This window comes from Sorangium sp. So ce124 (assembly GCF_051525235.1).
In the GTDB taxonomy this organism is placed as follows: Bacteria; Myxococcota_A; Polyangia; order Polyangiales; family Polyangiaceae; genus Sorangium; species Sorangium atrum.
This window is the reverse complement of record NZ_CP150312.1, coordinates 8091742-8118704: the sequence shown is the minus strand read 5'-3', so window position 1 is coordinate 8118704 and position 26963 is coordinate 8091742. Positions and strand designations below refer to the sequence as shown.

The following is a 26963-nucleotide window of genomic DNA, read 5'->3' as shown; positions in this document are numbered from 1 at the left end:
GCACCGTTGCTCCGTATGTCGCGGGCGGCTCGCCGCTGATGCTCCGTGTGTCAGAGATGGCTTTGTCCCGCCGCCCGCTGAGCGTGACACCGTGGAGCGCGCGGCGCCCGCGATCGAGGGCTTCTCGCTGCTCGGTCCGCTCGGTCATGGCGGCTTCTCCGACGTCTGGGCCGCGCAGCAGGACTGCGATGGAGCGCCGGTCGCCATCAAGGTGGGAAGGCACGCGGCGTGGGACCTGCGCGAGCGGTTCCGGCGGGAGGCCGCGCTGCTCGAGCGCGTCGGCGTGCCGCACGCCCCGCAGCTGGTCGCTTGCGGCGAGCTCCCCGGGGGGCGGCCCTATCTCGTGATCGAGCGGCTCTTCGGCCAGACCCTCGCCGAGGAGCTGGCGGCGCTGCCCGCGCCGCTCGATCCGGATCGCGCCGCCGGGCGCGCCGACGCGATCCTCGCCGTGATCGAGGCGGCGCACGCGCGCGGCGTCATCCACCGCGATCTCAAGCCGGAGAACCTCTTCCTGCTCGGCTCGAGCGACCGCGCGGTGCTGCTCGATTTCGGCCTGGCGAGGCCCGCCGAAGGCGGCGAGCCGCAGGCGGTGTCCGTCGGCGTGACGCGCGCCGGCGACATCGTGGGGACGCCGGAGTACATGGCTCCGGAGCTGCTCCGGGGCGACGCCTCGCGGATCGACGCGCGCGCGGACATCTACGCGTTCGGCGTGATCCTGTTCGAGCTGCTCACCCTGCGCCCGCCGTTCGTCGGGGGCGAGACCGCCGTCGAGCACGGCCACCTGGCGCTGCGCCCGCCGCGCCCGAGCGATCTCGTGGACGTCCCCGAGGGGCTTGAGGCGCTGACGCTCGCCTGCCTCGCCAAGGACCCGAGCCGCCGCCCGGACAGCGCCGCCGCGCTCCGGCGCACCCTGCACGCCCTGCGCGCGCGGCCTCGCGCCGACTCGATCCCGCCTCCGTCCGCGCCGCGATCGCAGCGGCAGGGCGACGGCGCTGCGGCGGCCGTCGCCGAGGGGCTGCAGCCGGTCGCGCTGCTCTTCGCGGAGGGCGGTGCCGGGCCGGTGATCGCGGCCATCGGCGGCCGCCGGGGGTTCGTCGCGCGGCAGCGGGGGCAGCGCTGCCTCGCCGTGTTCTCCGCGAGGGACGTCGACGATCCAGCCCGCGCCGCGCTGGCCGCGGCGCGCGATCTCGCGCTGAGCGGCGGCGCGCGCGTGGCGCTGCACCTCGCCAGCGTGCGCCTGCGCAGGATCGCCGGCGGGCTGCACGCCGCCTACGGCGCGCCGGTCGAGCGCCCCGAGGCGTGGTTGCCGGCCGAGCCCTGGGGCGGCCTCGCGATGACCGAGGAGTTCGAGCGCGCGCTGCCCGACGACGAGCTCGCCCCCACGCCGCCAGGCGACCCGGAGAGCCTGCGCGAGCCGGCGCTGCTCGGCCGCGACGACGTGCTCTCGGCGCTCGCGGCCAGCGCGACCGACGCCTTCGACGGGACGTGCCCCGGCCTGTTCACGCTCATCGGCGACGCCGGTCTCGGCAAGACGCGCCTCGCGGCCGAGGCGGCCAGCATCGCCGGCGTGCCGGTCCCGGACGTGCGCGTGGTGGCCGTGCGCGCGCTCCACCCCATCCACGGCGGCGCCGCGCAGGCCGTGCGTGCGCTCCTCTCCGTCGCGCTCGACGCGCCGAGGGAGAGCCCCGGAGATCCGCGGCAGTTCTGCGTGGAGCGGCTCGGCGAGACGCTCGGCGGCGCGACGTGGGAGGCCGTCGCCGCGGCGCTCGGCTGGGCCGGGCCCCGCGGCGGGCGCCTGGCCGGGGAGGCCCGCAACGGCCTGATGCTGGCGCTCGCCGAGGCGCTCCGCCGCGGGGCGCGCCGCGGCCCCCTCGCCGTGATCCTCGACGACGCCGACCAGGCGGACGACGTCCTGCTCGACGCGCTCGAGTACGCCACGCTCGACGGCGAGGGCACCCCCCTCTGGGTGGTCGTGACCGCGCGCCCTCGCTTCGAGCAGGCCCGTCCCAGCTGGGGTCAGCGCAACCAGCGCCACACCCGCGTGACGCTCGCGCCCCTCGCGGAGGAGGCGGCGATGGATCTCGCCTCGCGCCTGCTCTTGCCGGCCGAGTACCCGCCGGCGGAGATCCTCCGCCGGCTGGCCGACTGGGCGGGGGGCAACCCGGATTGCCTGCGGCAGCTCGTCCGCTCGCTCAAGCGCGCGGGCGTCGTGCGCCGGCGCGCCGGCGGCGGCTCGTACGTGGCGACCGCGGAGGTCGAGGCGCTGCCGCCGGCGCCGGCGTGGCAATGGCTCGCGGCGCAGCGGCTCGACGATCTGCCGCCGGAGCTCGCGACGTGCGCCCGGGTCTGCTCGGCGCTCGGCATGTCGTTCGATCGCGCCGAGCTCGAGGCGGTGCTGGACGGCCTGGAGCGCGCGGGCGGCGCCGGAGCGATGGTCGACGCGGGCTTCGGGCTCGCGGCCCTCGTCGAGCGGCGGATCCTGCTGCGCGACGGCGAGGGCCGCGGCGGCGGCGTGGACGACCGGCACGCGTTCCAGAACGCGGTCCTCCAGGAGGCGGTCTACGAGATGCTCGACCCGGCGCACCGCGCCGCGATCCACCGGAGCGCCCTCGCGTACTGGCGGGCGCAGGTGGCGGCCGGCTCGACCGACGGCCTCCGCGCGCTCGCGCGCCACGCGGCCGTGTGCGGCGAGCGCGCCGAGGCGGCCGACGCCTACCTCGCGCTCGGCGATCTCGCGTCCGCGCGGCACGACGCCGTCGAGGCCGACCGGCGCTACGACGCCGCGCTCCAGATCGCCGAGCAAGGCGACGCGCCCCGGCGCGCGCGCGCGCTCGCGGGCCGCGGCAGGAGCCGGTACCGGATGTGCCGCGTCCGGGAGGCGCGGAGCGATTTCGGCGACGCGCTCGCGCTGGCCGAGGCGCTCGGCGACGCGCAGGCGAGGGCGAGCCTCCTGCTCGAGGACGCGACCGTGCTCGACTGGGCCTTCGAGTTCGAGGCGTCGGCGCGCCGGGTGGAGGAGGCGCGGCCGCTCGTCAACAACGCGCACGCGCACGCGCAGGGCTCGCCCGAGCTCGCGCTGCGCCTCCGGGTCGCCGAGGCCCGCACCTCGTGGCGGCGGGGGAAGATCGAGGAGGCCATCGCGGAGCTCACCGCGTGCGCCGATCGCGCCGCGGCGTCGGGAGACTACGACGCGCGTGTCCCTGCGTTGATCATGCTGTCGTTCCAGCTCGCGAGCGCAGGTCGCCGCGAGGACGCCGAGCGCGCCTCCGACGACCTGATCGCCCTGGTCACGGCGGCCGGCGATCGATTTCACCTCTGCGGGGCGTACATCAACCGCATCGCGCTGTGGGCCTGGCGGTGGTCGCTGCCGGGCGCGGTCGGCGACCTGCGCCGCGCCGTCGATCTCGCGCGCGAGATCGGCAATCCGTGGCTGGAGAAGATGGCCTCGTACAACGTCGCCGTGCTGCTCCACTGGAGCGACAGGCAGCGGGAGGCGCTCGCGCTCCTGCGGCGCGCCCGGTGGCTGGAAGAGCAGGCCTCCGAGCGCCCGATGCCCCAGACGGCGATGCTGCTCGCGCAGATCCACCTGGCGCTCGACGAGTACGAGCAGGCGAGCCAGCTGGTGCTGTGGATCCAGCGATCGTGCGCCCTCGAGCCGGGCGATCTCACGGAGTACGGCTTGCTCGAGCTCGTGCTCTCGGAGGTCGGGCTCCGGCCGGGACCTCCGTCCTCTCTCGCGTGGGGCGAAGCGATCCGGCGGGCGAAAGACCAGTCGATCGCCGAGCAGACGCTGATGTTCCTTTACTGGCGTGCTCGCATGGCGCTACGTCGCGGACACGTGCGTGAGGCGGAGGAGGCGCTCGCGAGCGCGCGGGAGCACCGCGGGGAGAGCCCCCTGTGGCTGTCCCGCTTCGTCGAGCTAGAACGCAACCTGGAGGAGACATTGCGGACACTCGACGTTCGTCCAGCCGTGTCGCAGTGACTCGATCCTGGCTTGATCCTGACTCGATAAGGCGCGTTCCGCTCGATATTCCGGCGAGCCCGGATACGGGCGACAAACCTCCGTATGCTGCTTTTCACTATTGCGCATCTTCCTGGAAAATGAAAGACTGTTAATTTAAGGAAGAGCGAGATCGCTGGTCGGTGTCGGAGCACGGCCCCGTGCGTGGCAGCGCGCCTTTCTCGGAGGAGAGCTGAATGTCATCGATCCGTTTCATTGCGGCTGGTCTGCTTGGCGCCGGTTTGTTCACGGCGGGGTGCGTCGCCCCGTCGGACACCGACCCTGACGCTCCGTCGGACACCGAGCCCGTCGAGACGGCGGAGCTGCCAATACGGCGCAATGCGGTGCCCATCGGATGTAACGGCCTGCTCCCCAGCGACTTCTGGGCGCCGGCGAACCGCACGGCGTTCCAGGCGCTCGGTCAGGCTGCGCTCGCCGGCGCCAACGACGTCGTGGTCCCGACGGCGCTGCTCGGCACCTCCGGTGGAAAGAGCGTGCTCGACTACACCGTGCGCTGCGCGCTGTCCTCTGAACAGGTCGTCTACGGTCCGGACGGCTCTCCGTTCCACGGCACCTTGGGGTTCGCGCCGGAGTGGACGGAGCGTGGTCTCACCCCGTCGGAGCAGCGCTGGGTCTCGGCGTGCATCTTCCAGCACCTGAACGGCTCCGGCGAGCATGTGGAGATCTTGCTGAAGGGCAGTCACACGGCCCTCGAGTCCTCCCCGGACGAGGAGCCCTTCACGGAGTTCGTCGTCCACGACGCCACGATGTACGGCAACGCGTTCCTTGCTTCGGCCATCGCCGGGTATGCCTGCATCGATCCCGATCTCGCCGGGGAGCTCTCGGCGCTCTCGCTGAGCTGCCCGCTCGATCTCAGCCTCCTCGCGCGGGAGCGGCTCTGCGGCCACGTGCCGACGTGCGGTATCGCCTTCCTCGGGCTCTGCGATCTGACCTGCCTGGAGGACGCCGATGGGGATCAGACGTGCCGCACGCTCCCGCTGCTCGGGCCCCTGCTGGGTTCGCTGCTCGGGCCGAGCTACTCGGAGACGATCCGGACCGAACTGCGCGACAGGGATCTCCTGCCGCTCTACCCCGGCTGCGGCCTGCTCTGAGGGCAGCGCCTCTGTGGCGGGGCCCGGCGGAAAGGAGGCGCGCCGCGCGCGCCGGCCACGTCCCGAGGCGCGTCTTCAGCTGCTGGATGGCGTCGGCGATCGCCTTGTCGTCGCGGAAGCAGCAGGGATCGCTCCGCCTGCACCGCGCGCCGTGCAGCACCTGGAGCTCGGCGTGCGGCGGAGGAGGCCCTCGCGAGCGCGCGGGAGCACCGCGGGGAGAGCCCCCTATGGTTGTCCCGCTTCGTCGAGCTAGAGCGCGCGTTGGCGGAGACGTCGCGGGCTCCGGACGTTCGTCCACCCGTGCCGGACTGATGCGAGCCTGTTGCGATAGGGTTCATCCCGTGTCGTGCTCGGGTAAGCCCGCAGTTTCATACAACCACCGTGTGCCGATTTTCAGCATTGCGCGCCTTTCTTGAGGGTGGGAGATTGCCAATTCAAGAAAGCGCGATATTGCTGGTCGATGTCTGATCTGGCCCTGTACCTGGCTGCGCGACCACCTCGGAGGAGAGCCGAATGTCATCGATCCGTTTCATCGCAGTTGGTCTCCTTGGTGCCGGTGTGTTCACGGCGGGATGCGCCGCCCCGCCGGACACCGACCCCGACGCCCCGTCGGACGCCGACCCCGTCGAGACAGCGGAGCTGCCAATACGGCGCACTGCGGTGCCCATCGGATGTAACGGCCTGCTGCCCAGCGACTTCTGGGCGCCGGCGAACCGCACGGCGTTCCAGACGCTCGGCCGGGCTCCGCTCGCCGACGCCAACAAGGTCGTGGTCCCGACGGCGCTGCTCGGCACCTCTGGCGGCAGGAGCGTGCTCGACTACACCGTTCGCTGCGCGCTGTCTTCGGACCAGGTCGTCTACGCTCCGGACGGCCGTAGGTTCTACGGCTCCTTCGGGTTCGCGCCGGGATGGACGACGCGTGCTCTCCTCCCCTCGGAGCAGCGCTGGGTCTCGGCGTGCATCTTTCAGCACCTGAACGGCACCGGCGAGCATGTGGAGATCTTGCTGCAGGGCAACCACCCGGCCCTCGATTGCTCCCTGGACGAAGAGCCCTACTCGGAGTTCGTCGTCCACGACGCCACGATGTACGGCAACGCGTTCCTTTCTGGGACCATCGCCGGGTATGCCTGCATCGATCCCGATCTCACGGGGGAGCTCTCGGCGCTCTCGCTGAGCTGCCCGCTCGATCTCGGCCTCCTCTCGCTCGAGCGGCTCTGTGGCCACGTGCCGACGTGCGGTATCGCCTTCCTCGGTCTCTGCGATCTGACCTGCCTGAAGGACGCCGCTGGCAACCAGACCTGCTACCCGCTCCCGCTGCTCGGGGCGGTCCTGGGCCCGCTGCTGGGGCCGCGCGTCCAGAGCTACTCCGAGACGATCCAGAGCTACGTGCGCGACAGCGATCTCCTGCCGCTCTACAACGGCTGCGGCCTGCTCTGAGCGGCGCCTCTGCGGCGGGCCCGGCGGAAAGGAGGCGCGCCGCGCGCGCCGGTCACGTCCCGAGGCGCGTCTTCAGCTGCTGAATCGCGTCGGCGATCGCCTTGTCGTCGCGGAAGCAGCACGGATCGCTCCGCCTGCACCGCGCGCCGTGCAGCACCTGGAGCTCGAAGAGCATGCGCTCGTCCCCCTCGGCCGCGGCGCGGGCGAAGAGCGCCCGCTTGCCGCCGCAGCTGGCCCTGCGGAACGCGAAGATGACGCGGAGCGCGGGGGTCGCGCGCGCCATCACGTCGGGCCGGGCCAGGATCTCGCTGGCGCGCCGGGCCGCCTTGGTGCCTCCGCGCGCGCGCACGAGGTCGAGCAGCACGTCCAGCCCGCCGCTGCCGAGCCGGTTCGTGAGCAGGTCGAAGACCTCGTCCGCCGCCGGGTTGTCCTCCTCGAACCCGATGCCCGCCACGGTGGAGAGCACCTCTTCGCGCAGGCCCCTGCTCAGGGCGAGCTCCGGATCGGCCTCCGCGAGGGCCAGCAGCGCCCGCGCCCCGAGCACCCAGTTCCTGGTCGCCACGGCCCGGCTGAGCTGCGCGCGCGGGCTCGGGGCGCTGCGGGCGTCGTCCTCGGGCGCCGCGCTCGCCGAGGCGGGAGGGGGGGCTGCCGGCGCCGGCAGGGGCTCGACGGAGGCGACGGCGGGCGTCTCCGTGGTCGCTGCGGGCCGCCGGACGACGAGCCAGAGCGCGACGCCGATCGCGAGCGCCGCCAGGGCCGAGAGCGCCGCCGCGAGGGGCACCCAGCCCGGCGAGGCCGCGGGCCGGCGGTGCGCGCGCGCGAGCAAGGTCGCCCGGGGCCCCGGCCAGGCAGACGGCGCCTGAGCCCTGGGCGCCGCGTTCGCAGCCTGCTCGGCGGCCCCGCCCGCCGCGGTGGCCCCGCCCGCGGTGGCCTGGCCCGCCGCGATGCTCGGGCCCGCTGCGGTGCTCGGGCCCGCCGCGGTGGCGGCTCCCGCGGCGGCCCCGCTCGCCGCGATGGCCCCGCCCGACGGGGCCTGGCCAGCCGCGGCGATCCCGCCGCCTGCCGACGCCGCGGCGCGCGTGATCGCCGCGAGCCCCTCATCGAGCGCCGCGATGGCGTCGGCCGCCGTCTGGAAACGGAACGACGGATCCTGCTCCATGAGCCGCATCACGGCCTGCTCGACCTCGTAGGGCACCTCCAGATCCGGAGCGCGCGCGCGGAGGGCCGGCGGACCTTCCGGCCCCTGCTGCTTGAGCCGCTCCACCACGTTCTTCGTGCCGAAGGGGTGCTGTCCGGTGAGCATCTCGTAGAGCATGAGCCCGAGCGCATACAGATCCGCGCGCGCGTCCACCGCGTCCATCCCGCGCAGCGCCTCCGGCGCGAGGTACGCGAGCGTGCCGAAGACCTCGCCGGCGCTCGTCAGGGCGGGGGTCGGCGCCGCCGTCTTGCGGCTCTGGCTGGACAGGAGATCGACGTTCACCTTCGCGAGCCCGAAATCGATGAGCCTGACCTGATCGTGCGCGTCGAGCAGGACGTTCTGGGGCTTCACGTCCCGGTGGACGATGCCCTTCTCGTGCGTCGCCGCGAGCGCCGACGCGATCTGGCGCGCGATGCGGAGCGCCCGCGCGGGCGGGAGCCGTCCCCCCGCGATCGCCTCCTTGAGCGGCGTCCCCTCGACGTACTCGAGGACGAGGAAGAACGACGCGTCGTCCAGCTGACCGAAGTCGATCGCCGCGACGACGTTCGGGTGCCGGATGTGCGCTCCCGCGACGGCCTCGCGCTCGAACCGCGCCACGAGCTCCGGCATCCGCCGGGCGAGGGGCCGGAGCAGCTTGATCGCGACCTGCTTGCGGAGGTGCACCTGCTCGCCCCGGTAGACGGCGCCCATCCCGCCCTCCCCGATGAGCTCGTGGACGCGGTAGCGCCCCGAGATCAGGCTCCCGATCAGCGGGTCGCCGCCCGCGCCCCCGGCCGCCGCCGCCTCGATCGCCTCGATGTCCTCGGTGAGCGCCGAGCTCGAGAGCTCCTCCATGGGCTGCGCGGCCGGCGCGCCGAGCCTCGGGACCGTGAGATCCTCGACCAAGGCCGAGCCGAGCGTCTCTTCGGATCGCGGCGTCTCCGGCATGCGGCGCAGGATATCAGGTCGGCCGGCGTCGCGGGGAAGCGGTGCGTGGGCGCTCCACGAGCGGAAGGGGCGCGGGGGCGCACGACGCGGGCGTCCGCGAGCGCGCGAAATTCACAGGAGGAACGAGACGCCCAGCGAGAACGCCGGGTATCCGAGCCGCATCGTGAGCGTCACGTTCTCCGTGAAGTGGAAGCGCCCGCCGACGAACAGGGCAGGTGAGACCCCGAAGACCCCGTCGCGGCCCACGTCGCCGAGGTACAGCGACAGCCCCGGCTCGCCGAAGACCGACCACTTCCTGTGAAGCCAGAAGTTCCACTGCATCACGACCGAGCCGAACACGTAGTTCGAAGGCGCACCGTACCGGTCGACCTCGGTGCAGATCCGCGTGCCCGCGGGCCCGTTCTCGAAGCGGGTGCAGACGCCGCGGTAGTCCGCGTCCCCTCCGTAGTGGATGCCGTCGAGGCCAAAGCCGATCCCGACCGAATCGTTGAGGCGCTTGATGAAGCCGTCGGGCGCGATGTCGATGGTGGCGCGGAACCCGGCGCCGAGGCCGTTCCCGGCGCCAGGGCCGCCGAGCGGCTCGAACGGCGTGAGGAGGAGGTGCGGCTCCAGCTCGACCTTGTAATCGGGGCGATCGCCGGGGCGCTTGATCGTCATCTGCGCCTCGCCGACCTCGGCCCACCCGATCGTCAGCGCCACGAACGAGAGCGCGGCGGCCAGGAGGCGCGGCGCGCGAAGCTGCGATGTCATCGCTCTCTGCATCGGTCTCGGTCTCCTCAGCATCCGCCGCACGAGCGCGAGCCGTTCGGGCACATGACCGCAGCATCGCCGCCGGGGCAGGTGACGCGGCACTCGCCGCCCACGTTGTCGCAGAACACCTCGCATGAGCCCCGGCACTCGACCTCGCAGGTCGCCACGTTCCGGCAGGTCACGACGCTGCGCGAGCCGACGACGACGCCGCACCGGCTCGTGTCGTGGCACTCGTACCGGCAGTCGCGATCGCAGATGGCCCCGCACGCCGCCGTGTTATGGCAGTTGAGGTCGCAATCGTCCCCGCAGGAGGCCGAGCACTCGTCGACATCGAAGCACTCGAACGAGCACCCGTGCTCGCAGACGGCGCCGCAGCGATCCATCTGGAAGCAGCGCTGGTCGCAATTGTCACCGTCGCAGCCGAGGTAACACTCATCCCCGTTGGAGCACTCGCACGCGTCTCCCTCCACGCAGGCGCCGCTGTTCCAGCAGCTCGCCAGGCAGAGGCTCGCGAAGAGCGTCAGCAAAGTCAGTGCATAGAAGCGCATGGCCGGGCGAGCATACCCGAGCCTCCCGGAAATTGTCACAAAATCCGCGGAGGTACACGCGGAGGTGCGCCTGAGGCCCCGGCTCACCACCGTGTCCAGCGCGAGATTCGCCGCACGCGGGTATACCGCGTATCGTCGTTCGCGAGGCCGACCTGGTCCGCGACGTGCGTACCGAGGTGGGGACCCCAGCCGCCGTCGTCGAACGGCGCGTCCCCGTCCGCGCCGAGGTTGTAGTCCCAGCACTGCGCGTAGTGCTGCGTGACGTTCAGGGATTCGACCGCGCAGTTATTGTCCGGGGCCGTGTCACCGTCGTGGTCGGGCGACGACCACCCCGAGAGGAAATGGGAGAAGAAGACGTCGGCGTCCCCGGAGCGGTGCAGGGGGCGGAGGAACTTCATGGTCGTCGTGTCGATGCCTTCGGCGGTCGCGCGCAGGACCTCCGCGACGGTGCCCTCGATGTCCTCGATCTCATCGCGGTACTCCCGGCCGACGAGGTAGAGAGAGCCCCTGTAGAAGTTCCGCGTGAGCGCCGGCTCGCCCTTGGTCCCGAGCCGCTCGGCGTACGGGATGTCCCAGAACGCCAGCGTCGTTCCCTCCGCCGAACCAACGCTGTTGTAGACGAGCGCCCACCCTCCACCGGCCGTCTCCAGATCGCACACCACGGGGAACTCCGGATCTCTCCCGGCGCCGTCCAGATCGAGGGTGTACACGCCGCTCGGCAGGCCGCGGGGGACGTCGGCGCACCGGGCGTAGACGCACCCCGCGTTGACCGCGCCGTCGCAGTCCTCGTCCTCGGCGGTGTCGCAGCGCTCGGCGGCGGGCAGCACCTCTCCGGCGCACGGGCCGAACCCGTTCCCTTCGTCGTCGCAGATCTTCATGCCGGCGCGGCAGGGTCCGCGGTTCAACGTGGCCGGCGCCCCTTCGTAACAGGCCTCCTGGCGGCCGGGCTCGCACCCGCCCCCGCCGCTCGACGCCGAGGCGCCGCCATCGGCGCTCCCGGCCGAGCCGCCCTCGCCGGTGCTCGCGGCCGAGCCGCCGCCGGCGCTCGACGCCGAGGCGCTCCCGCCGCCTCCGGCGTCGCCGTCTCCGAACCTCCGCACCCTGGTCGAGCAGGCCGACACGGCGGCGAGCAACACGATGGCTGCGCAGCAGGCTCCTGCGACCGAACCTCGGCCGAGCGACATGCGACCTCCACGGACACGAACACACGCCACGCGGCCTTATACACCAGCCGCCCCGGCGCGCGCATCCGCCCAGCGCGGTCGGCTGCTCCGCCGCCGGGCGCCGGCACGTTTCCGACGCTCTTATCGGGCGAGGGCCCGTGGCGCGCCCTGGTCGCTCTGCAGCGCAAAGGCGATGGCGCTCTGGAGGGTGCTCTTCGTCACGAGGCCCGCCAGGTCGAGCGAGAGCCCGACGAGCGTCTGCGCCACCGCTGGCCGGATGCCGGTCAGGATCGTCCGTGCGCCGAGCAGCTGCAGCGCCTTCGCTGTGTCGACGAGCCCGGCGGCGACCCGCGTGTCGATTTCCTTGAGCCCCGTCACGTCGAGGATGACCACCTGAGCCTGGGTGGACTGGACTCCAGCGAGCGCGGCCGACATCACCTGATCGATCCGCTCCGAGTCCATCTGGCCCACGAGGGGCATGACCATGATGCGATCGGTGATCGGGATGAGCGGCGTCGACATCGCCTGCATCGTGTCGCGGAGCCGCGCGAGCGTCCGCTCGAGCTTGTCGAGCAGCTCCCTGTAAGGCGTGACGTCGTGGGCGGTGCCGTAGACGAGGCGGCGCGACGGCTCCTCGGCCGCGTCCAGGTGCGCGGTCCACGCGAGCCACCTGTAGGAGCCGTCCTTGCACGCGTACCGGTTGTCGAACTTGATGGTCGTGTGGCCCTGGAAGAGCGCGGCGGCCTCGGCGAGCGTGGCCTCGCGGTCGTCGGGATGGACGAACTCGATGAACGGCTTCGAGATCATGTCCGAGGGGGACCAGCCGAGGGTGCGCTCCCAGGCCGGGTTGGCGTGGCGGAAGTACCCCTCTGCGTCCAGGGTCACGAGCAGGCCCACGGACACCCGGAACAGCTTCTCGTAGACCGTGGTCAGCTCCGCCGCCTGCGTGAGCTGCGCCGTCCGCTCCCGGTCGCTCGTCAGGTCGAGCGCCGTGGCGACCATGAGGCGTTCGGAGGGCGCTCCGTCCATGTCCACTCGGGCGGTCCAGCCGAGCCACCGGTACGAGCCGTCCTTGCACACATAACGATTGTCGAACCGGCCGTTCGCGCGACCCTGGAAGAGGGCGGCGGCCTCGGCGAGCGTGGCCTCGCGGTCGTCGGGGTGGACGAGCTCGATGTAGGGCCTGGCCCTGAGCTCGTCGAGGGACCAGCCGAGGGTCTGCTCCCACGCAGAGCTCAGATCATGGAAGTAACCGCGCGCGTCCGCGGTGGCCAGGAGTCCTGACGAGACCTGGAAAAGTCGTTCGTAGCTCAAGCCCATATCGTCCCCCTCGCGGGCAGGCTGATGCGCGCCCGTCGTCGAGGCCGCCCGCCATCAGCGATTCTCCTGTCCGAACGCCGGCGAGCGCCTCGCGCGCCGCCTGGCCAGAGCGCGCACGCGCAATGCCCAGGCGGCGCGACGTCGACCTCACCGCGCGTCGAAGCCTGCTTGTCCACGAGAACGGCTTATGTGTCAAGGGTATCGGGAGGCTCGTTAGCGGGCGTGCTGGGCCGGCCGCGCCAGAAGGGACGCCCGGGCCTGGCGAAGCGCGCGGGCTCGGAGGTCGCCACTGTCATGTCGCCGAGGTTGCCAGCCCACGATGAGGCGAGTACGGTCCGCGCCCCAAAGGAGTGGACCATGACCGTCTCTGCGATTTTCAACCCGGCGCGCTGGCGCGAGGTCGATGGGTTCTCGTTCGAGGATCTCACCTACCACCGCGCCGTGGACCAGGGCACCGTCCGCATCGCGTTCAACCGTCCCGAGGTCCGCAACGCGTTTCGTCCCCGCACCGTCGATGAGCTGTACACCGCGCTCGAGCACGCGCGCACGACCTCGGACGTGGGTTGTGTGCTGATCACCGGCAACGGGCCCTCTCCGAAGGACGGCGGCTGGGCGTTCTGCTCCGGCGGCGATCAGCGCATCCGCGGGAAGGACGGTTACAAATACGAGGGTGAGAGCGCGGGGCAGGCCGACCCGGCGCGGCTCGGCCGGCTCCACATCCTGGAGGTGCAGCGGCTCATCCGGTTCATGCCCAAGGTCGTCATCGCGGTGGTGCCCGGCTGGGCGGCGGGCGGCGGCCACAGCCTCCACGTGGTCTGCGACATGACGCTGGCGAGCCGCGAGCACGCGATGTTCAAGCAGACGGACCCGGACGTCGCGAGCTTCGACAGCGGGTATGGCTCGGCGCTGCTCGCGCGGCAGGTCGGGCAGAAGAAGGCGCGGGAGATCTTCTTCCTCGGGCTCGATTACACGGCGGAGCAGGCGGCGGCGATGGGCATGGTCAACGCCGTCGTCCCTCACGCGGAGCTCGAGGAGGAGGCGCTGCGGTGGGGCGCGATCATCAACTCGAAGAGCCCGACCGCGATGCGGATGCTGAAGTACGGCTTCAACCTGCCTGACGAGGGGCTCGTCGGACAGCAGCTCTTCGCCGGCGAGGCGACGCGGCTCGCCTACGGGACGGAGGAGGCGAAGGAGGGCCGAGACGCCTTCCTGGAGAAGCGCCGCCCGGACTTCACGCGTTATCCCTGGCACTACTGACGACGGCGAGCCGCCGCTCCACGCCCGGAGCGCACAATAGCGCTTGACACCGACATCCACTTCCTTGATGGTGGCGGCGTTGTAAGATTCCGTGCGCGGCATCTGGTCGCGCGGCTTCAACTTTACCTGGAGATACACATCATGCTTTGTCTTTCGGCTGCGAAGTCGGCTCGTCGGGAGCGTTCTTGGCTTTGGTTGGGAGGGTCTCTTCTTCTGGCGCTCGCGGGCGGCCTCACCGCTGTTGGCTGCGGCGACGACAGCCCCTCGGACGGCGCGGGCGGTGCGGAGGCGTCGGGCGGCGCGGGCGGTGCGGGTGGCGCCGGCGGTGCGGGTGGCGCCGGCGGTGCGGGTGGCGCCGGCGGTGCGGGTGGTGCCGGCGGTGCGGGCGGCGCGGGCGGCGCGGGCGGCGAGGCGCCGGTCGAGACGGTGCCGCCGTCGGGCACCGAGCTGATCCGCGTCAACCAGGTCGGGTACCTGCCGGCCGCCGCCAAGGTCGCCACGGTCGTCGCCGCGGCCGACAAGCCGCATGCGTGGGAGCTCGTCGACGCCGGCGGCACGGTGGTCGCCAGCGGGGCGACCCGCGTCGTGGGCGACGACGCGAGCTCCGGCGAGCACGTGCACACCATCGATTTCAGCGGTTTCACGACCGTCGGCGAGGGGTACACCCTCCGTGTCGGGGAGGTGTCGAGCCACCCGTTCGACGTGGGCCCGACCATCTACTCTCAGATGAAGTACGACGCGCTCGCGTACTTCTATCACAACCGTTCCGGCATCGAGATCCTGGAGCAGTACGTCGGCCCCGACCACGCGCGTCCGGCGGGGCACCTGCCGGACGAGGCCCCTTGCGGCGCGGATATCGGCTGCACGTACACGCTCGACGTCACCGGCGGGTGGTACGACGCCGGCGATCACGGCAAGTACGTGGTCAACGGCGGTATCTCCGCCTGGACGTTGCTGAACCAGTACGAGCGCTTCGTCGCGCTCGGGTCGACGGCGGACGACTTCGGCGACGGCAAGCTGAAGATCCCCGAGAACGCGAACCAGATCCCCGACCTCCTCGACGAGGCCCGGTGGGAGATCGAGTTCATGCTCGCGATGCAGGTGCCGGAGGGCCAGACCAACGCGGGCATGGTGCACCACAAGATCCACGACCTGGAGTGGACCGGCCTGCCGATGCCGCCGCACGAGGATCCGCAGCCGCGCTTCCTGCGCCCGGTGAGCACGGCGGCGACGCTCAACCTCGCCGCCACCGCGGCCCAGGCCGCGCGCATCTGGCGCGATCTCGATCCCGGGTTCTCGGCCGAGTGCCTCGAGGCCGCGACGCGGGCGTGGACCGCGGCGAAGGCGAACCCGAAGGTCGTCCCGGACGAGAGCAAGGTCGTGGGCGGCGGCGGCTACGGAGACGCCGAGCTGAGCGACGAGTTCTACTGGGCGGCCGCCGAGCTCTTCCTCACCACGAAGGACGCCGCGTACCAGGCCGAGCTCGCGGCGTCGCCGTACAGCGAGGAGCTCGCCGGCGCGGACGGCACGTTCAGCGCCATGACGTGGGGACAGGTCGACGGGCTGGGCGCCATCTCGCTCGCCGTGGTCGAGGCCCAGCATGCCGCGGCGGAGCGTGAGGCGGCCCGGACCAAGCTGATCGCCATCGCCGACAAGTACCTCGAGGTCCTCGGGGCGGAGGGGTACCGGGTGCCCTTCAAGGCGAACGAGAAAGGGTATCCCTGGGGCTCCAACTCCTTCGTGCTCAACAACATGGTGGTCCTGGCCCTGGCGCACGACTTCACCGGCGAGCAAAAGTACTTCGACGGCGTGGCGTCGGGCGCGGATTACCTCCTCGGGCGCAACCCGATGGACAAGTCCTATGTCTCCGGCTACGGCGAGAACCCGCTCGAGAACCCGCATCATCGCTTCTGGGCGCACCAGCTGGACGCGTCGTTCCCGTCCGCTCCGCCCGGCGCGGTCTCCGGTGGGCCGAACTCCGGGCTGGAGGATCCGGTGGCGAAAGAGGCGCTCGACGCGGCGGAGGGCCGCGCGAAGTGCGTCCCGCAGAAGTGCTACATCGACGACATCGAGGCGTGGTCGGCGAACGAGATCACCATCAACTGGAACAGCCCGCTCGCGTGGACGGTGGCCTGGCTGGACGAGAAGGCCAAGGCGAGCGCCCAGTGACCCGGAGCGCGGGGGTGGGGCACGTTGACTGAAGGTGGGGGCTTTTGAGCCGCCAAGCACGCCAAGCACGCCAAGGACGCCAAGGACGCCAAAAAATCTAATAATATCGGCGTCTTATGGCGTCTTATGGCGCCTTGGCGGTTCCATCATCCCGGCAGGGTGGGGGATTGCCGCCACCCCGGAGCGCCGCGCAGCCGCGCCGCGCCATGCCGCGCCCCACGCCCGATGAGCGATTGGCCGCGACAACCGTCCAGCTTCTGCTAGGTTGCGCGGCTTTCATGAATCCAGCCTCATCGCTCGACGCCTTGCCCGCGCCGCTCGCGGGCGCCCTCGCCCGCCGCGGCTTCACCTCCCTCACCCCCGTCCAACAGGCCGTCCTCGCCCCTGAGCTCGCCGGGCGGGACCTTCGTGTCTCGTCGCAGACCGGCTCCGGAAAGACCGTGGCCATCGGCCTCGCGCTCGCCCCCCGCCTCGCGCGCGCCCTCGCCGAGCGCGCGGCCGCGCCCGACGGCGCGCCCCGCACCGCGGCGGCTCCGGCCGCGGTGATCATCGCGCCGACGCGCGAGCTCGCCGCGCAGATCGCCGGCGAGCTCAGCTGGCTTCTCTCGCCCCTCGGCGCGCGCGTCGCGTGCGTCACCGGCGGCACGAGCTTCGGCGACGAGGCGCGCTCGCTGCGGCGCGACCCCCTGGTCATCGCCGGGACGCCCGGCCGCCTGCTCGATCACCTGGACCGCGGGACGCTCGATCCGCGCGGCGTCCTCGCCCTCGTGCTCGACGAGGCGGACCAGATGCTCGACCTCGGCTTCCGCGACGACCTCGAGGCGATCGTCGGCAAGATGCCCGAGGCTCGCCAGACCCACCTCGTGTCGGCCACCTTTTCCCGCGAGGTCCGCGCGCTCGCCGATCGCTTTCAGCGCGACGCCGTGAGCGTCGAGGGCACGCGCCCCGGCGCCGCGAACGGCGACATCGCCCACGTCGCCCACCTCGTGCTGCCGGCGGAGCGCGACGCGGCGGTCGTGAACCTGCTGCTGCTCGCGCCCGGCGAGCGCACGCTCGTCTTCGTCCGCACCCGCGAGGGCGCCGCCGAGCTCGCCGACAAGCTCACCGCGCTCGGCCTGCCCGCGCGCGCCCTGAGCGGCGACCTCGAGCAGCGCGAGCGGACCCGCACGCTCGACGCGTTTCGCTCGGGCGCCATCACGACCCTCGTCGCGACCGACGTGGCCGCGCGCGGCATCGACGTCCCCGAGGTCGGGCGCGTCATCCACGCCGATCCCCCGGGTGATCCCGAGATCTTCACGCACCGGAGCGGCCGCACCGGCCGGGCGGGCCGCAAGGGGACGAGCGTGCTGCTCGTCGCGCCGTTCGCGCGAGAGCACGCGCTGCGCCTGCTCCGGCGCGCGCGCGTCGAGGCCACGTTCCGGCCGGCGCCGTCGCCGGACGACGTGCTCCGCGCCGCCGACGAGCGGCTCGCCGCCGAGCTCGCCGCGGTGCGCCTGGAGGGCGCGGCTGCGGGCGATGCGGTCGCGGGCGACGCGGCCGCGGTCGATACGGCCGTGGTGGATGCGAACGTGCGCGGCCCGCGCGAGGCGTCCGGCCCCGCGCCCGAGGCGCGGCACAGGGAGCTCGCTGCCCGCCTGCTCGCGGACATGGACGCGACCGAGCTCGTCGCGGCCCTCCTCGCGCGGGCGAAGCACACCGGCCCCTGCGCTCCGCAGCCCGTCACCGCCGTCGCGCCGCCCCGCTCCGAGCCGCCGTCGCGCGCCCGGCCGCCTGCGCCGCCCTGGTCCGGGGCCCCGTCGCGCGCCCGCTCCTCTGCGCCGCCCTGGTCCGGAGCCCCCTCGCGCGCCCGGTCCTCCGCGCCGCCCTGGTCCGAGGCCCCGTCGCGCGCTCGCCCCGCCGCTCGTCAAGGCAATGGGGAGCAGCCCCCGCGCCTCCCCTTCGTGCCTTTCCAGGTCAACTGGGGAGAGCGCCACGGCGCCGACCCCCGGCGCCTGCTCGCGCTCGTGTGCCGCCGCGGCGGCGTGTCGAGCCAGCAGATCGGCGCGATCCGCATCGGCTCCACCGCGTCCGTCGTCGAGGTGGCCTCCCCGGCCGCGCCCGAGTTCGCGCGCGCGGTCAACCAGCCCGACGCGCGTGATGCGCGGATCCGCATCGTCCGCGCGAGCTCGATGCGCGTCGAGTAGCGCCTGTCCTGGCGCGGCGGACCGGGGCAGACGGCCGAGATCGCTCGCAATAGTAGGGGTTTCCTGATTTCTCGGAGACCTCGGCTGTTGTACAACGGCCGGGTGAACCGAAGCCCGAACAACAAGCCACCCCTACGCCGCCTCGCGAGCCCGGCCGCGGTGCTCGCTGCAGTGCTCGGTCTTGCGCTCGCCGCGTGCGGCGGCACCGTGCCTCCGCCGAACGACCAGCTCGCCTCGTCCCAGGCCGCCATCCGCGCGGCCGACGAGATGGGCGCCGGGTCCGACCCCCAGGCCACCCTCCACCTGAAGCTCGCGCGCGAGCAGCTCGAGAAGGCCAAGCAGCAGATGCAGGCCGAGGACAACGAGTCCGCCACGCGCCTCCTCCAGCGCGCCGAGGCCGACGCCGAGCTCGCGCTGGCGCTCGCGAAGGCGCGCTCCACGCAGGCCGAGGCGCAGGAGGCGCTGAAGCAGGTCGAGAAACTGAAGCAGACGGGGGTCAAGTGAAGCGAGAGGTGATTGCGATGGCTTCTCTGGTGAAGAACCCGTCCTGGCCTGGCCGGTCTCTCGCCCTGTGCGCCGCGCTCTACGCGGCGTCGGGGTGCGGCGCGGCCGTCCCGCCGAAGGAGCTCGTCGACGCCCGCGCGAGCTACAGGCGCGCGGCGGAAGGCGCCGCCTCGCGCCTCGCGCCCGCCCAGCTCGACACGGCGAAGCAGGCGCTCTCCCGCGCCGAGGGGGCGTTCGGCGAGGACCCCGAGGCCCCCCAGACGCGCGATCTCGCGTACATCGCCGACCGCAAGGCCCAGGAGGCCGAGGCGGCGGCGGCGCTGCTGCAGGCGCAGCGCGACAAGGCCGCGGCCGAGGACGCCTTCAAGGACCTCTCGCAGCAGCAGCTCGCCAGCGCGAGGGAGGCGCTGCACAGCGGCCAGCAGCAGATCGAGCGGGAGCGGTTCGCGCGCGCCCAGGCCGAGACCGCGCAGCAGCAGGCCGAGAGCGCGCGGCAGCAGGCCGAGAGCGCGCGCACCGCGGCCGAGAAGGGCCGCCAGGAGGCCGAGGCGGCGCGGCGGGAGGCCGAGCGCGTCGCGAACGCGGCGCTCGCGAGCCTCAAGGAGATCGCCGCGGTGAAGGAGGAGAAGCGCGGCGTGGTCATCACGCTCTCCGGCGCGGTGCTCTTCGCCTCGGGCAAGTCCGATCTCCTGCCGATCGCCAAGGAGAAGCTCAGCCAGGTCGCGGCCACGCTGAAGGACCAGGGGTCGCCGCCCATCAGGATCGAGGGGCACACCGACTCGACCGGCTCCGCCCAGGCGAACCGCAAGCTCTCGCAGGAGCGCGCCGACGCCGTGAAGGCCCACCTCATCACGGCGGGGCTGCCCGGGGACAAGATCGCGACCGTGGGCCACGGGCCGGATCGCCCTGTGGCGGACAACTCGAGCGCCGAGGGCCGGGCCAACAACCGGCGCGTCGAGATCATCGTCAATCCCACCGGCCAGCAATAGCGGCGCCTGCCCCACGATTGTGCGGGGGGCGCCGGCGGTGTTAAGCACGGCGCGTGATCGGACGCTTTTTCCGCCGGATCTGGCAGGAGTACGTCATCGACCTGCGCGACCGGCTCGACGCCGAGGCGGCGCACCACCGGGCCACCACGCCCGCGGGCGTGGTCACCCGCCGGATGGTGTGCGTGTTCCTCACCGTGATCGGGGCGCTCCTCTTCGTCCGGTTCGCTGGCAACGAGAACGACACGCGCTGGATGGTCGACGGCCTGCGCGCCGTGGGCCTCGACGGCGCCGCGGCGAGGCTCCACGACGCGCTGAACACGTCGCCGGATCGCCGCTTTCACCAGCGGATCGTCTGGGCGCTCGGCCGCCTCGTCGGTTATCTGATCCCGACCCTCGTCGTCGCGAAGCTCGTGTTGCGGGCGCCGATCCGGAGCTTCGGCCTGCGCGTCCGTGGGACGGCGCGGCACCTGCCCGTCTACGGCGTCCTCTTCGCCGTCATGGCGCCGTTCCTCTTCGCCGCGTCGCTCTCGCCGGCCTTCCAGGCGAAGTATCCCTATTACAAGCTCGCGCCGGGCGAGGGCCTGTGGCCCTGGCTCTGGGCGTGGGAGGCGCTCTATGCGGCCCAGTTCGTGGCGCTCGAGTTCTTCTACCGCGGCTTCTTCCTCCACGGGATCCGCCGCGCGCTCGGCTACTCCTCCATCTTCGCCATGATGGTGCCTTACGCGATGATCCATTTCGGCAAGCCGCTGCCCGAGGCGCTCGGCTCGGTGCTCGCCGGGTTCATCCTCGGCACGGTGAGCCTGAAGAGCGACTCCATCTGGGGCGGCTGCGCCATCCACATCGTCGTCGCGACGTCGATGGACCTGCTCTCCCTGGCCCATCGCGGGCTCCTCTAGTTCCAGGGGCCACGAGGAGCTCGGGCGAGCGCGGCGGCTCCCGGGCGTCCAGATGGTGAAAGCAGGGCTAGGCCGGCGCGGCGCTGCGCTCCTCCGCCTCCGGCGGGTTCAGAGGGAGCTCCACCACGAACGTCGCGCCCGCGCCCGGCTTGCTCTCCACGCGGATGGATCCGCCGTGCGACGCCACGATCGAACGTACGATGTAGAGCCCCAGGCCCAGGCCGCCGAAGTTGCGCACCGAGACCGCGCGCTCGAAGCGCTCGAGGATCCTGCTCTGATCGGCCTCCGCGATCCCGATCCCCTGATCCCGGACGACCAGCAGCGCGCGATCGGCCTGCCTCCGCACGCCCACGAAAATAGGCCTGCCTGCGCCGTACTTCATCGCGTTCGACAGGAGGTTGATGAGGACCTGCTCCACACGAGACGGATCCCAGTGGCCGACCACGGGCTCGTCCAGCTCGAGCCGGATCAAGCAGCGGGCGTCGGCGAGCTGCTGGCTCATCCGCTCGACGACCTCGCGCGCCAAGGCCGCCAGATCGACCGGCGCGGGCACGAGCGTCAGCCGCCCGGCGTTCAGCCGCGTGACGTCGAGCAGCTCGTTGACCAGGTGCCCGAGCCGCGCGATCTGGCGATGGAGGACCTGGAGCGCGGCGTCGATCCGCTCCGGGGCGACCTCCGCGCGCTGGTAGCGGGGCAGCAGCCGCTCGAGGAGGTGCGCCTGCATCTTCAGCGAGGTCAACGGGGTGTTGAGCTCGTGCGAGGCGACGAGGAGGAACTCGTCCCGCCGCGCGATCGCCTGCTGGGCCTCGGCGAACAGACGGGTGTTGTCGAGCGCGAGCGCCGCGCGATACCCGAGCTCCTCGGCCAGCCGCAGGTCGGCGGGGCCGTAACGGCGCCGGGGCGCGGTCGCGAGGAGGGTCATGGCCCCGAAGCACCGGTCGCGTGCGAGGAGCGGAACCCGGAGGAAGGTGTGAATGCCGAGCTGCCCGAGGAGGGGCGCGGCGCGGATGTCGCCCATCCCGGGCCGGTCCGGCGACGCCGCTGCCAGCGGCCGCAGCGCGTCCATCACGGCGTCGGCCAGCTCGGCGGGCACGCCTGCGGAGACCGAGTGTCCCGGGGCGCCGAGGGCGAGGTCGACGTCGATGACGCACTGGTCGGCCAGATCGAGCACTGCGAGCTGCGCCACGCTCTCGAGGGTGGCGCTGTAGCCGAGGGCCATCAGCTTGCGGCTCGCGTCGGCCAGGAAGCGCTCGGCGAGCTCGGCCCGCTTGCGCTCGGTGATGTCCGTGGAGATGCCGCAGAGCCTGTGGGGCACGGCCCCTTCTCCGAGAGGGAATTTGACCGACAGGAAGGTGTGCAGCCCGTCCTCCAGCGGCACCGTCTCCTCCCACTCCATCGGCGCGCCCGCCTCGAGCACCTTCCGGTCGTGCTCGCGGATCATCTCGGCGACGGGAGCAGGGAAGAACTCGGCATCGGTGCTGCCAAGGAGCTGCTCGCTCGGCACGCCCAGGAGGGTGCTTACCTGCCGGTTGGCAAGCAGGAACCGGCCCTCGCGATCCTTGAGATAGATGCCCGCCGTCGAGTTGTCGACGATGGCCTGGAGCATCTGCTGATTGGCCTTGAGCGCCTGTTCCGCTCGCCGCCGCTCGGCGTTCTCCTGCTCCAGCTCGGCATAGAGCAGGGCGTTCTCCAGCGAGATCGCCGATTGCGAGGCGAGTAGCTCGATGACACTGAGCCGGCCGGGGGTGAAGGCGCCGGTGACGAGGTTGTTCTCCAGGTAGAGCAGGCCGATCTGCCGGGCGTGACGCACGATCGGGAGGCACAGCACCGATCTCGGGCGCTTGTGACTGAAATACTCGTCCTCCATGAAGGGGTGCCGGGCGGCGGCGGCGTCGTCGAGCAGCACGCGCTCGTGGCTGCGGCGAACGTAGTTGAGGACGGACTGCGGCAGCGCGGCCGACTGCGCCTCGCCCGCACCGAGCAGCCGTACCGCGCCCCCGGGCGCCTCGATCGCCGCCGCGGTCGACAGGCGATCCTCCCGGAGCAGGAGCACATGCCCCTTCTCGGCGCCTGCGTGCTCGACCATGGTGCGCAGCAGCGTCTCGAGCAGCCGCGGGAGCTTGAGCTCGCCGGAGATGCTCTGCGCGGCCTTCACCACCGACAGGACGTCGAACTGCTCGGCCCGCACGGCGAAGGTGACGGTGGGGGCGATCGGCTTGCGCGGGGCGAGGTGGGGATAACGCTGATCGAGCTGCTCCACCTTGGCGTGGGCGCCCCACGTCAAGTAGCCGGCGCGGGACTTTCGCAGGTAGCTGTCGGCGGGCGTGGAGATGCCGCGCGCGCGGTAGAACCCCGCGGCGAGCTCGCAGGCGATGGCCTCGTGCTGGACGAAACCGCCCTCCCGCGCAGCCGCGATGGCCTGCTCGTAGAGCCCGATAGCCTCCATGTCCTGCCCACGGAGCCGGGCGATCTCGGCGCGGACCAGGGCGTGCTTGTGGAGGAAGTTGTCGGGGCCGCTCCTGGCCCACTCGCCGAGCTGCCGCTCGCATTCGAGGAGCCGCTCAGGGAGCGCCTGCGGCGGGGAGGGCTCCGCCTCGTGCGCCTCGTGCGGCTCGTTGAAGGGGGCCGCGAGCGCGAGCGCGAGATAGTAGAAGTTCTCGGCGATGAGCGGGTACGGCGCGGTCCTGAAGGGGTGCTCGACCATCACGCGGATCGCCGCCGCGGACGCCTCCCTGGGAGAGCCAAGGACGAAGAGCGCCTGCGCCTTCAAGCTGTAATAGAGAGCGCGAACGCCCTGCAGATCCCCCTCCTCCAGCTGCGCCTCGAAGGCCGGCGGATCCAGATCGGACCCGTCCAGCATCGAGAAGCGGACCGGTCTCCCGCGCAGCATCTGGATCATGGCGTTGTCGCTGAGGAGGGCGATGTGCGCGAACGCGTAACCGGCCCTGCGCACGAAGCCGAGGCGCTCGTCGACCTCGTGAAGTACGTCCTCCAGCGGCTCGCCAGAGAGCAGCCGGAACACCGCGGCCCAGAGGCAGCTGAAGCACGCGTTGTTCAGATCGCCGGACTCGACCGCGGCGCTGAAGCCGGCGCGCGTGTACGGATACGTCTCTCTGTAGTGGCGTGTCCAGAAGACGACATGCTGTCCGAAGAGGTTGATCACCACCGATTTCGTGGTGAGGAGGCCGCTCCTGTCCGCCAGGTCGTGGCCGAGCTTGCCAAACCGATAGGCCTCCTGGTATCGCCCGAACGTCGGACCGATCACCCTCGCGAAGGCAGTGTACGCATACGCGGAGCTCTCGGCGCTGCCGTGGCGCAGGCTGAGCTGGACCATGCGCAGGACGACGAGGACGTGCAGGTTCGGGTCCACGAAGACCGCTGGGAGCACTATACGCTGCAGCACGCCCATCGTGATCTCGATCTCCGGGTCCGTCATCGGGGGCAGATGGATCAGGTCCTCGATGGCCCGGTCGCGCAGGGCCTGCCAGACGCTCTCGGTCTCCTTGTCAATCTGTGCGCCGGCGGGGTGGAGCGGCAGATCGATGTCGCAGGCGCGGAGCCACGAGAGGCCGATCTCCACCCCGCGGGCGTATTGCCCGCGGGTCTGATAGAAGGCGACGGCGAGCTCGACGGCGGCGGCCGTCTCGCGCCGGGTCCTCGCGCGCTCCATGAGCTCTTCCAGGAGCCGCTCGGCCTCGTCGATGCCGCCGGTGATGTACGCGGAGTGCGCGCGCTCGAAGGTCAGGTCGTAGGCCAGCTCGTGCTGCGTCTCCCAGGAGTCCAGCGCGAGCAGCGAGAGGCCCGCGGCGAAGAGCGCGGCGGCGGTCTGGAAGGCCGCGGCGGCCTTGGCCTTCCTGCCGGCGCGGAGGTTCAGCGCCGCGACCTCGTCCCGCTCCGCCTGGGAATGCATGAGCGCGGCGCCGCGGTTGAGATGGCCGACGACATCGAAGAGCGCCTCGTCGCGCTCCTCCGCGCGCTGCGCCCTGAGGAGCACCCGCCCGATCCCCAGGTGCATCTCGGCGAGCTGTCCCGCCGGGATGAGCGCATAAGCGGCCTGCTGTACCCGGTCATGAAGGAATCGATGGTCAGTGCCCCGGCGGAGCAGCAGCCCCTCCTGCACGGCCTCCTCGAGCGCGTCGCGGAGCTCCGCCGCCGGACGGCCCGCGACCACCGCGAGGGTGTCGAGGCCCAGGCTGCTGCCGAGGCACGCGGCGAGCGTGAGCGCGTCCCGCGTCGGGACCGAGAGCCGCTTGAGCTTGCCCGCCATCAGCTCGCCGACGTTGTCGGTGAACCCCTTGTCGCGGATCGCGGCGATGTCCCACCGCCACCTGGCCTCCTCCGCGTCGAAGGCGATGAGCCCCTCCTGGTGCAGCTCGACCAGGAACTGGAGCACGAAGAACGGGTTGCCGCCGGTCTTCTCGTAGACCAGCCGCGAGAGCGGCTCGACGTGCTCTGTGGGCGCGTGCGGCGCGTGGACCGTCTCCGCGACGAGCGCCCCGACGTGGGCCGCGGAGAGCGGCTCGAGGACGAGCTCGGAGACGGTGGCGCCGCGCTTCCGCGCCTCGGCCAGCGTGAGCCGCAGCGGGTGCGCGGGGCCGACCTCGTTGTCGCGGTACGCGCCGATCAGCAGCAGGTGCTCGGCCCCGGCGTAGGTGGCGAGCTGCTCGAGCAGCTGGAGGCTGGCCGCGTCGGCCCACTGCAGATCGTCGAGGAAGAGCGCCACGGGGTGCTCCTTCTGGGCGCACGCCGCGACGACGCGCTGGAGCGTCGCGAGCAGCCGGCTCTGGGCCTCGGCGGGCGGCAGCTCGGGCACGGGCGGCTGGGGGCCGAGGAGCAGCCCGAGCTCGGGGAGCACGTCGGCGAGCAGCCTGCCGCTCTCGCCGAGGGCCTCCCGGAAACGCTGCCTCCAGCGCTCAACCTGCTCCTCGCTCGCGCAGAGGATCTCCTGCAAAAGCGCCCGGAACGCCTGATGAAAAGCGCGGTAGGGGACGTCCCTCGCGGTTTGATCGAACTTGCCGGCGAGGAAGAAGCCCCGCTCCCTGACGATCGGCCGGTGCAGCTCGGCGACGAGCGACGACTTCCCGATGCCCGAGTAGCCCGACACGAGCGCGAGCTCTGGCCGGCCCTGCGCCACCACCCGCTCGAACACGGCGAGCAGCGCCTCCACCTCGCGCTCGCGCCCGTACAGCCGCTGCGGGATCTGGAACCGGTCGGAGAGGTCGCGCTCCCCGAGCGCGAAGGGCGGAATGGCGCCGCTCGCCCGCCACCTCGCGAAGGACTCGTCCAGGTCGTGCCGCAGGCCGGCCGCGCTCTGGTAACGCTCCTCGGCGGCCTTGGAGAGCAGCTTGAGCACGAGCTCCGACAGGAGCGGGGGAATCGAAAGGACGAGCGCGTGCGGCGGGACCGGCTTCTGCGCGATATGGCAATAGACCCACTCAACAGGATCGCTGGCCTGGAACGGCAAGGTGCCCGTCAGCATCTCGTAGAAGGTGACGCCGAGGGAGTAAAGATCGGTCCGCTCGTCGATCCAGCGGTTCATCCGGCCTGTCTGCTCTGGGGCCATGTACGCCAGCGTCCCCTCGATGAGCCCGACGTGCTCGAGATGCTGGAGCTCGCGGGGTATCCGGGACGCAATCCCCAGGTCGGTGATCTTCACCTCGCCGGTGGCGGGGTTGAGGAGCAGGTTCTGAGGCTTGATGTCCTTGTGGACGACGCCGTGTCGATGCAGCCCGGCGAGCGCCTCCACCAGGCGGACGGCGACGGGGAAGAAGCGCTCGAGCGGCATCGGCCCTTCCAGGAGCCGATCGAGCGACACGCCGCCGAAATCTTCCAGGACCAGCGCCGGCTGATCGCCGAGCATCTCGAGCGCATAGGGCTTGACGATGGCCGTGGTGTCGATCGCCCGGGCGACCTCGTACTCGTGACGCAGCCGCTCACGGGCACGGGGGCTCACGTGATCGCTCCGGAGCACCTTGAGCACCACGGGAAGGCCGTCGCCCTCGCGTACACCTCGGTAAAGAAGCGTGTCTGAACCCTCGCAGAGGACCTCGATGATGGCGTAACGGGACGACGCCCCATGATCGGAGCAGACGGGAATGGTGTTCACAGGAGCTGTACGACGGGGATTGTGCGACGCATGCTGCCATGGTCGGCGCGCATCGCCATCGCTTTGAGCGGGGCGAGGCGCCGGACATCATCCATCTTCCCATCTTACGCCCGCGGATCCCCAGCGTGCACGCCGCGCCTCACACCGGCGCTTCGCTGTCATGATATCGTGGCAAGGCCTGCCCCGCACGCTGGCTCGCGAACGCCGTCCGTTGAGTCCTGGACCGACGAGGCGAACAGGGCGGCAGCGGCGCGAGGGCTCGCGCGCCCCGAGCTGACGAACATGATGCCCGCGTACGTGCGGTCGCTTGCGCACGGGTGGGACGGGGAGGATGTGCGCCGCGAGCGGAACGAACTCATCGAGAGCCATGTATCCTCGCGCTTACGCGCCGGCTTCGGTCTCGA

The 26963-nt window shown here is 71.9% G+C and carries 15 protein-coding genes; 9 read left to right on the top strand and 6 right to left on the bottom strand.

Annotated elements, in window-relative coordinates; all coding sequences use genetic code 11:
• Positions 1–91 precede the first annotated feature (91 nt).
• The 3 genes from WMF19_RS30345 to WMF19_RS30335 all read left to right on the top strand — a co-directional run bounded on the left by WMF19_RS30345 (position 92) and on the right by WMF19_RS30335 (position 6549).
• Positions 92–3982, top strand: coding sequence for a serine/threonine-protein kinase (locus WMF19_RS30345; protein WP_437893566.1), 3891 nt, complete (start codon positions 92–94; stop codon positions 3980–3982).
• A gap of 215 nt (positions 3983–4197) precedes the next feature.
• Positions 4198–5112 (top strand): hypothetical protein, encoded by a 915-nt coding sequence (locus tag WMF19_RS30340; RefSeq protein ID WP_437893565.1) that lies wholly within the window; start codon positions 4198–4200, stop codon positions 5110–5112.
• 513 nt (positions 5113–5625) lie between these two features.
• Positions 5626–6549 carry a hypothetical protein gene (locus WMF19_RS30335; protein ID WP_437893564.1) on the top strand — a complete coding sequence of 308 codons (924 nt, stop codon included), beginning with the start codon at positions 5626–5628 and terminating at the stop codon, positions 6547–6549.
• 52 nt (positions 6550–6601) lie between these two features.
• Here WMF19_RS30335 and WMF19_RS30330 read toward each other — a convergent pair whose 3' ends face one another.
• From WMF19_RS30330 to WMF19_RS30310, 5 genes are all read right to left on the bottom strand, one after another.
• Positions 6602–8674, bottom strand: coding sequence for a protein kinase domain-containing protein (locus WMF19_RS30330; protein ID WP_437893563.1), 2073 nt, complete (start codon positions 8672–8674; stop codon positions 6602–6604).
• 111 nt (positions 8675–8785) lie between these two features.
• Entirely contained in the window at positions 8786–9424 is a 639-nt protein-coding gene (locus tag WMF19_RS30325; protein ID WP_437323339.1) for a hypothetical protein, read from the bottom strand.
• Positions 9425–9450: 26 nt separating this feature from the next.
• A complete protein-coding gene (locus WMF19_RS30320; protein ID WP_272094248.1) occupies positions 9451–9972 on the bottom strand; it encodes a hypothetical protein in 522 nt (173 codons plus the stop codon).
• Positions 9973–10055: 83 nt separating this feature from the next.
• The gene (locus WMF19_RS30315; RefSeq protein WP_437893562.1) at positions 10056–11156 is read right to left on the bottom strand and encodes a fibrinogen-like YCDxxxxGGGW domain-containing protein; all 1101 of its coding nucleotides are present in this window, start codon (positions 11154–11156) and stop codon (positions 10056–10058) included.
• 120 nt (positions 11157–11276) lie between these two features.
• A complete protein-coding gene (locus WMF19_RS30310) occupies positions 11277–12449 on the bottom strand; it encodes a PAS domain-containing protein (protein WP_437893561.1) in 1173 nt (390 codons plus the stop codon).
• A 363-nt stretch (positions 12450–12812) separates the two neighbouring features.
• Between WMF19_RS30310 and WMF19_RS30305 the strand changes: the two genes are divergently transcribed.
• The 6 genes from WMF19_RS30305 (at position 12813) to WMF19_RS30280 (ending at position 20453) form a co-directional block, all read left to right on the top strand.
• Positions 12813–13712, top strand: coding sequence for a 1,4-dihydroxy-2-naphthoyl-CoA synthase (locus tag WMF19_RS30305; RefSeq protein WP_012237941.1), 900 nt, complete (start codon positions 12813–12815; stop codon positions 13710–13712).
• Positions 13713–13907: 195 nt separating this feature from the next.
• Positions 13908–15881, top strand: coding sequence for a glycoside hydrolase family 9 protein (locus WMF19_RS30300; RefSeq protein ID WP_437893560.1), 1974 nt, complete (start codon positions 13908–13910; stop codon positions 15879–15881).
• Between the two features lie 278 nt (positions 15882–16159).
• Positions 16160–18064 carry a DEAD/DEAH box helicase gene (locus WMF19_RS30295; RefSeq protein ID WP_437893559.1) on the top strand — a complete coding sequence of 635 codons (1905 nt, stop codon included), beginning with the start codon at positions 16160–16162 and terminating at the stop codon, positions 18062–18064.
• Between the two features lie 102 nt (positions 18065–18166).
• Positions 18167–18568 (top strand): DUF4398 domain-containing protein, encoded by a 402-nt coding sequence (locus tag WMF19_RS30290; protein WP_437893558.1) that lies wholly within the window; start codon positions 18167–18169, stop codon positions 18566–18568.
• Between the two features lie 17 nt (positions 18569–18585).
• The gene (locus WMF19_RS30285) at positions 18586–19557 is read left to right on the top strand and encodes an OmpA family protein (RefSeq protein ID WP_437893557.1); all 972 of its coding nucleotides are present in this window, start codon (positions 18586–18588) and stop codon (positions 19555–19557) included.
• A 53-nt stretch (positions 19558–19610) separates the two neighbouring features.
• Positions 19611–20453: a CPBP family glutamic-type intramembrane protease gene (locus WMF19_RS30280; protein ID WP_437893556.1), complete on the top strand. Its 843-nt coding sequence runs from the start codon at positions 19611–19613 to the stop codon at positions 20451–20453.
• 67 nt (positions 20454–20520) lie between these two features.
• On the opposite strand, the gene WMF19_RS30275 is transcribed toward WMF19_RS30280, so the two are convergent.
• On the bottom strand, positions 20521–26559 hold the full coding sequence (locus WMF19_RS30275) for an AAA family ATPase (RefSeq protein WP_437893555.1): 6039 nt from the start codon (positions 26557–26559) through the stop codon (positions 20521–20523).
• Positions 26560–26963 lie beyond the last annotated feature (404 nt).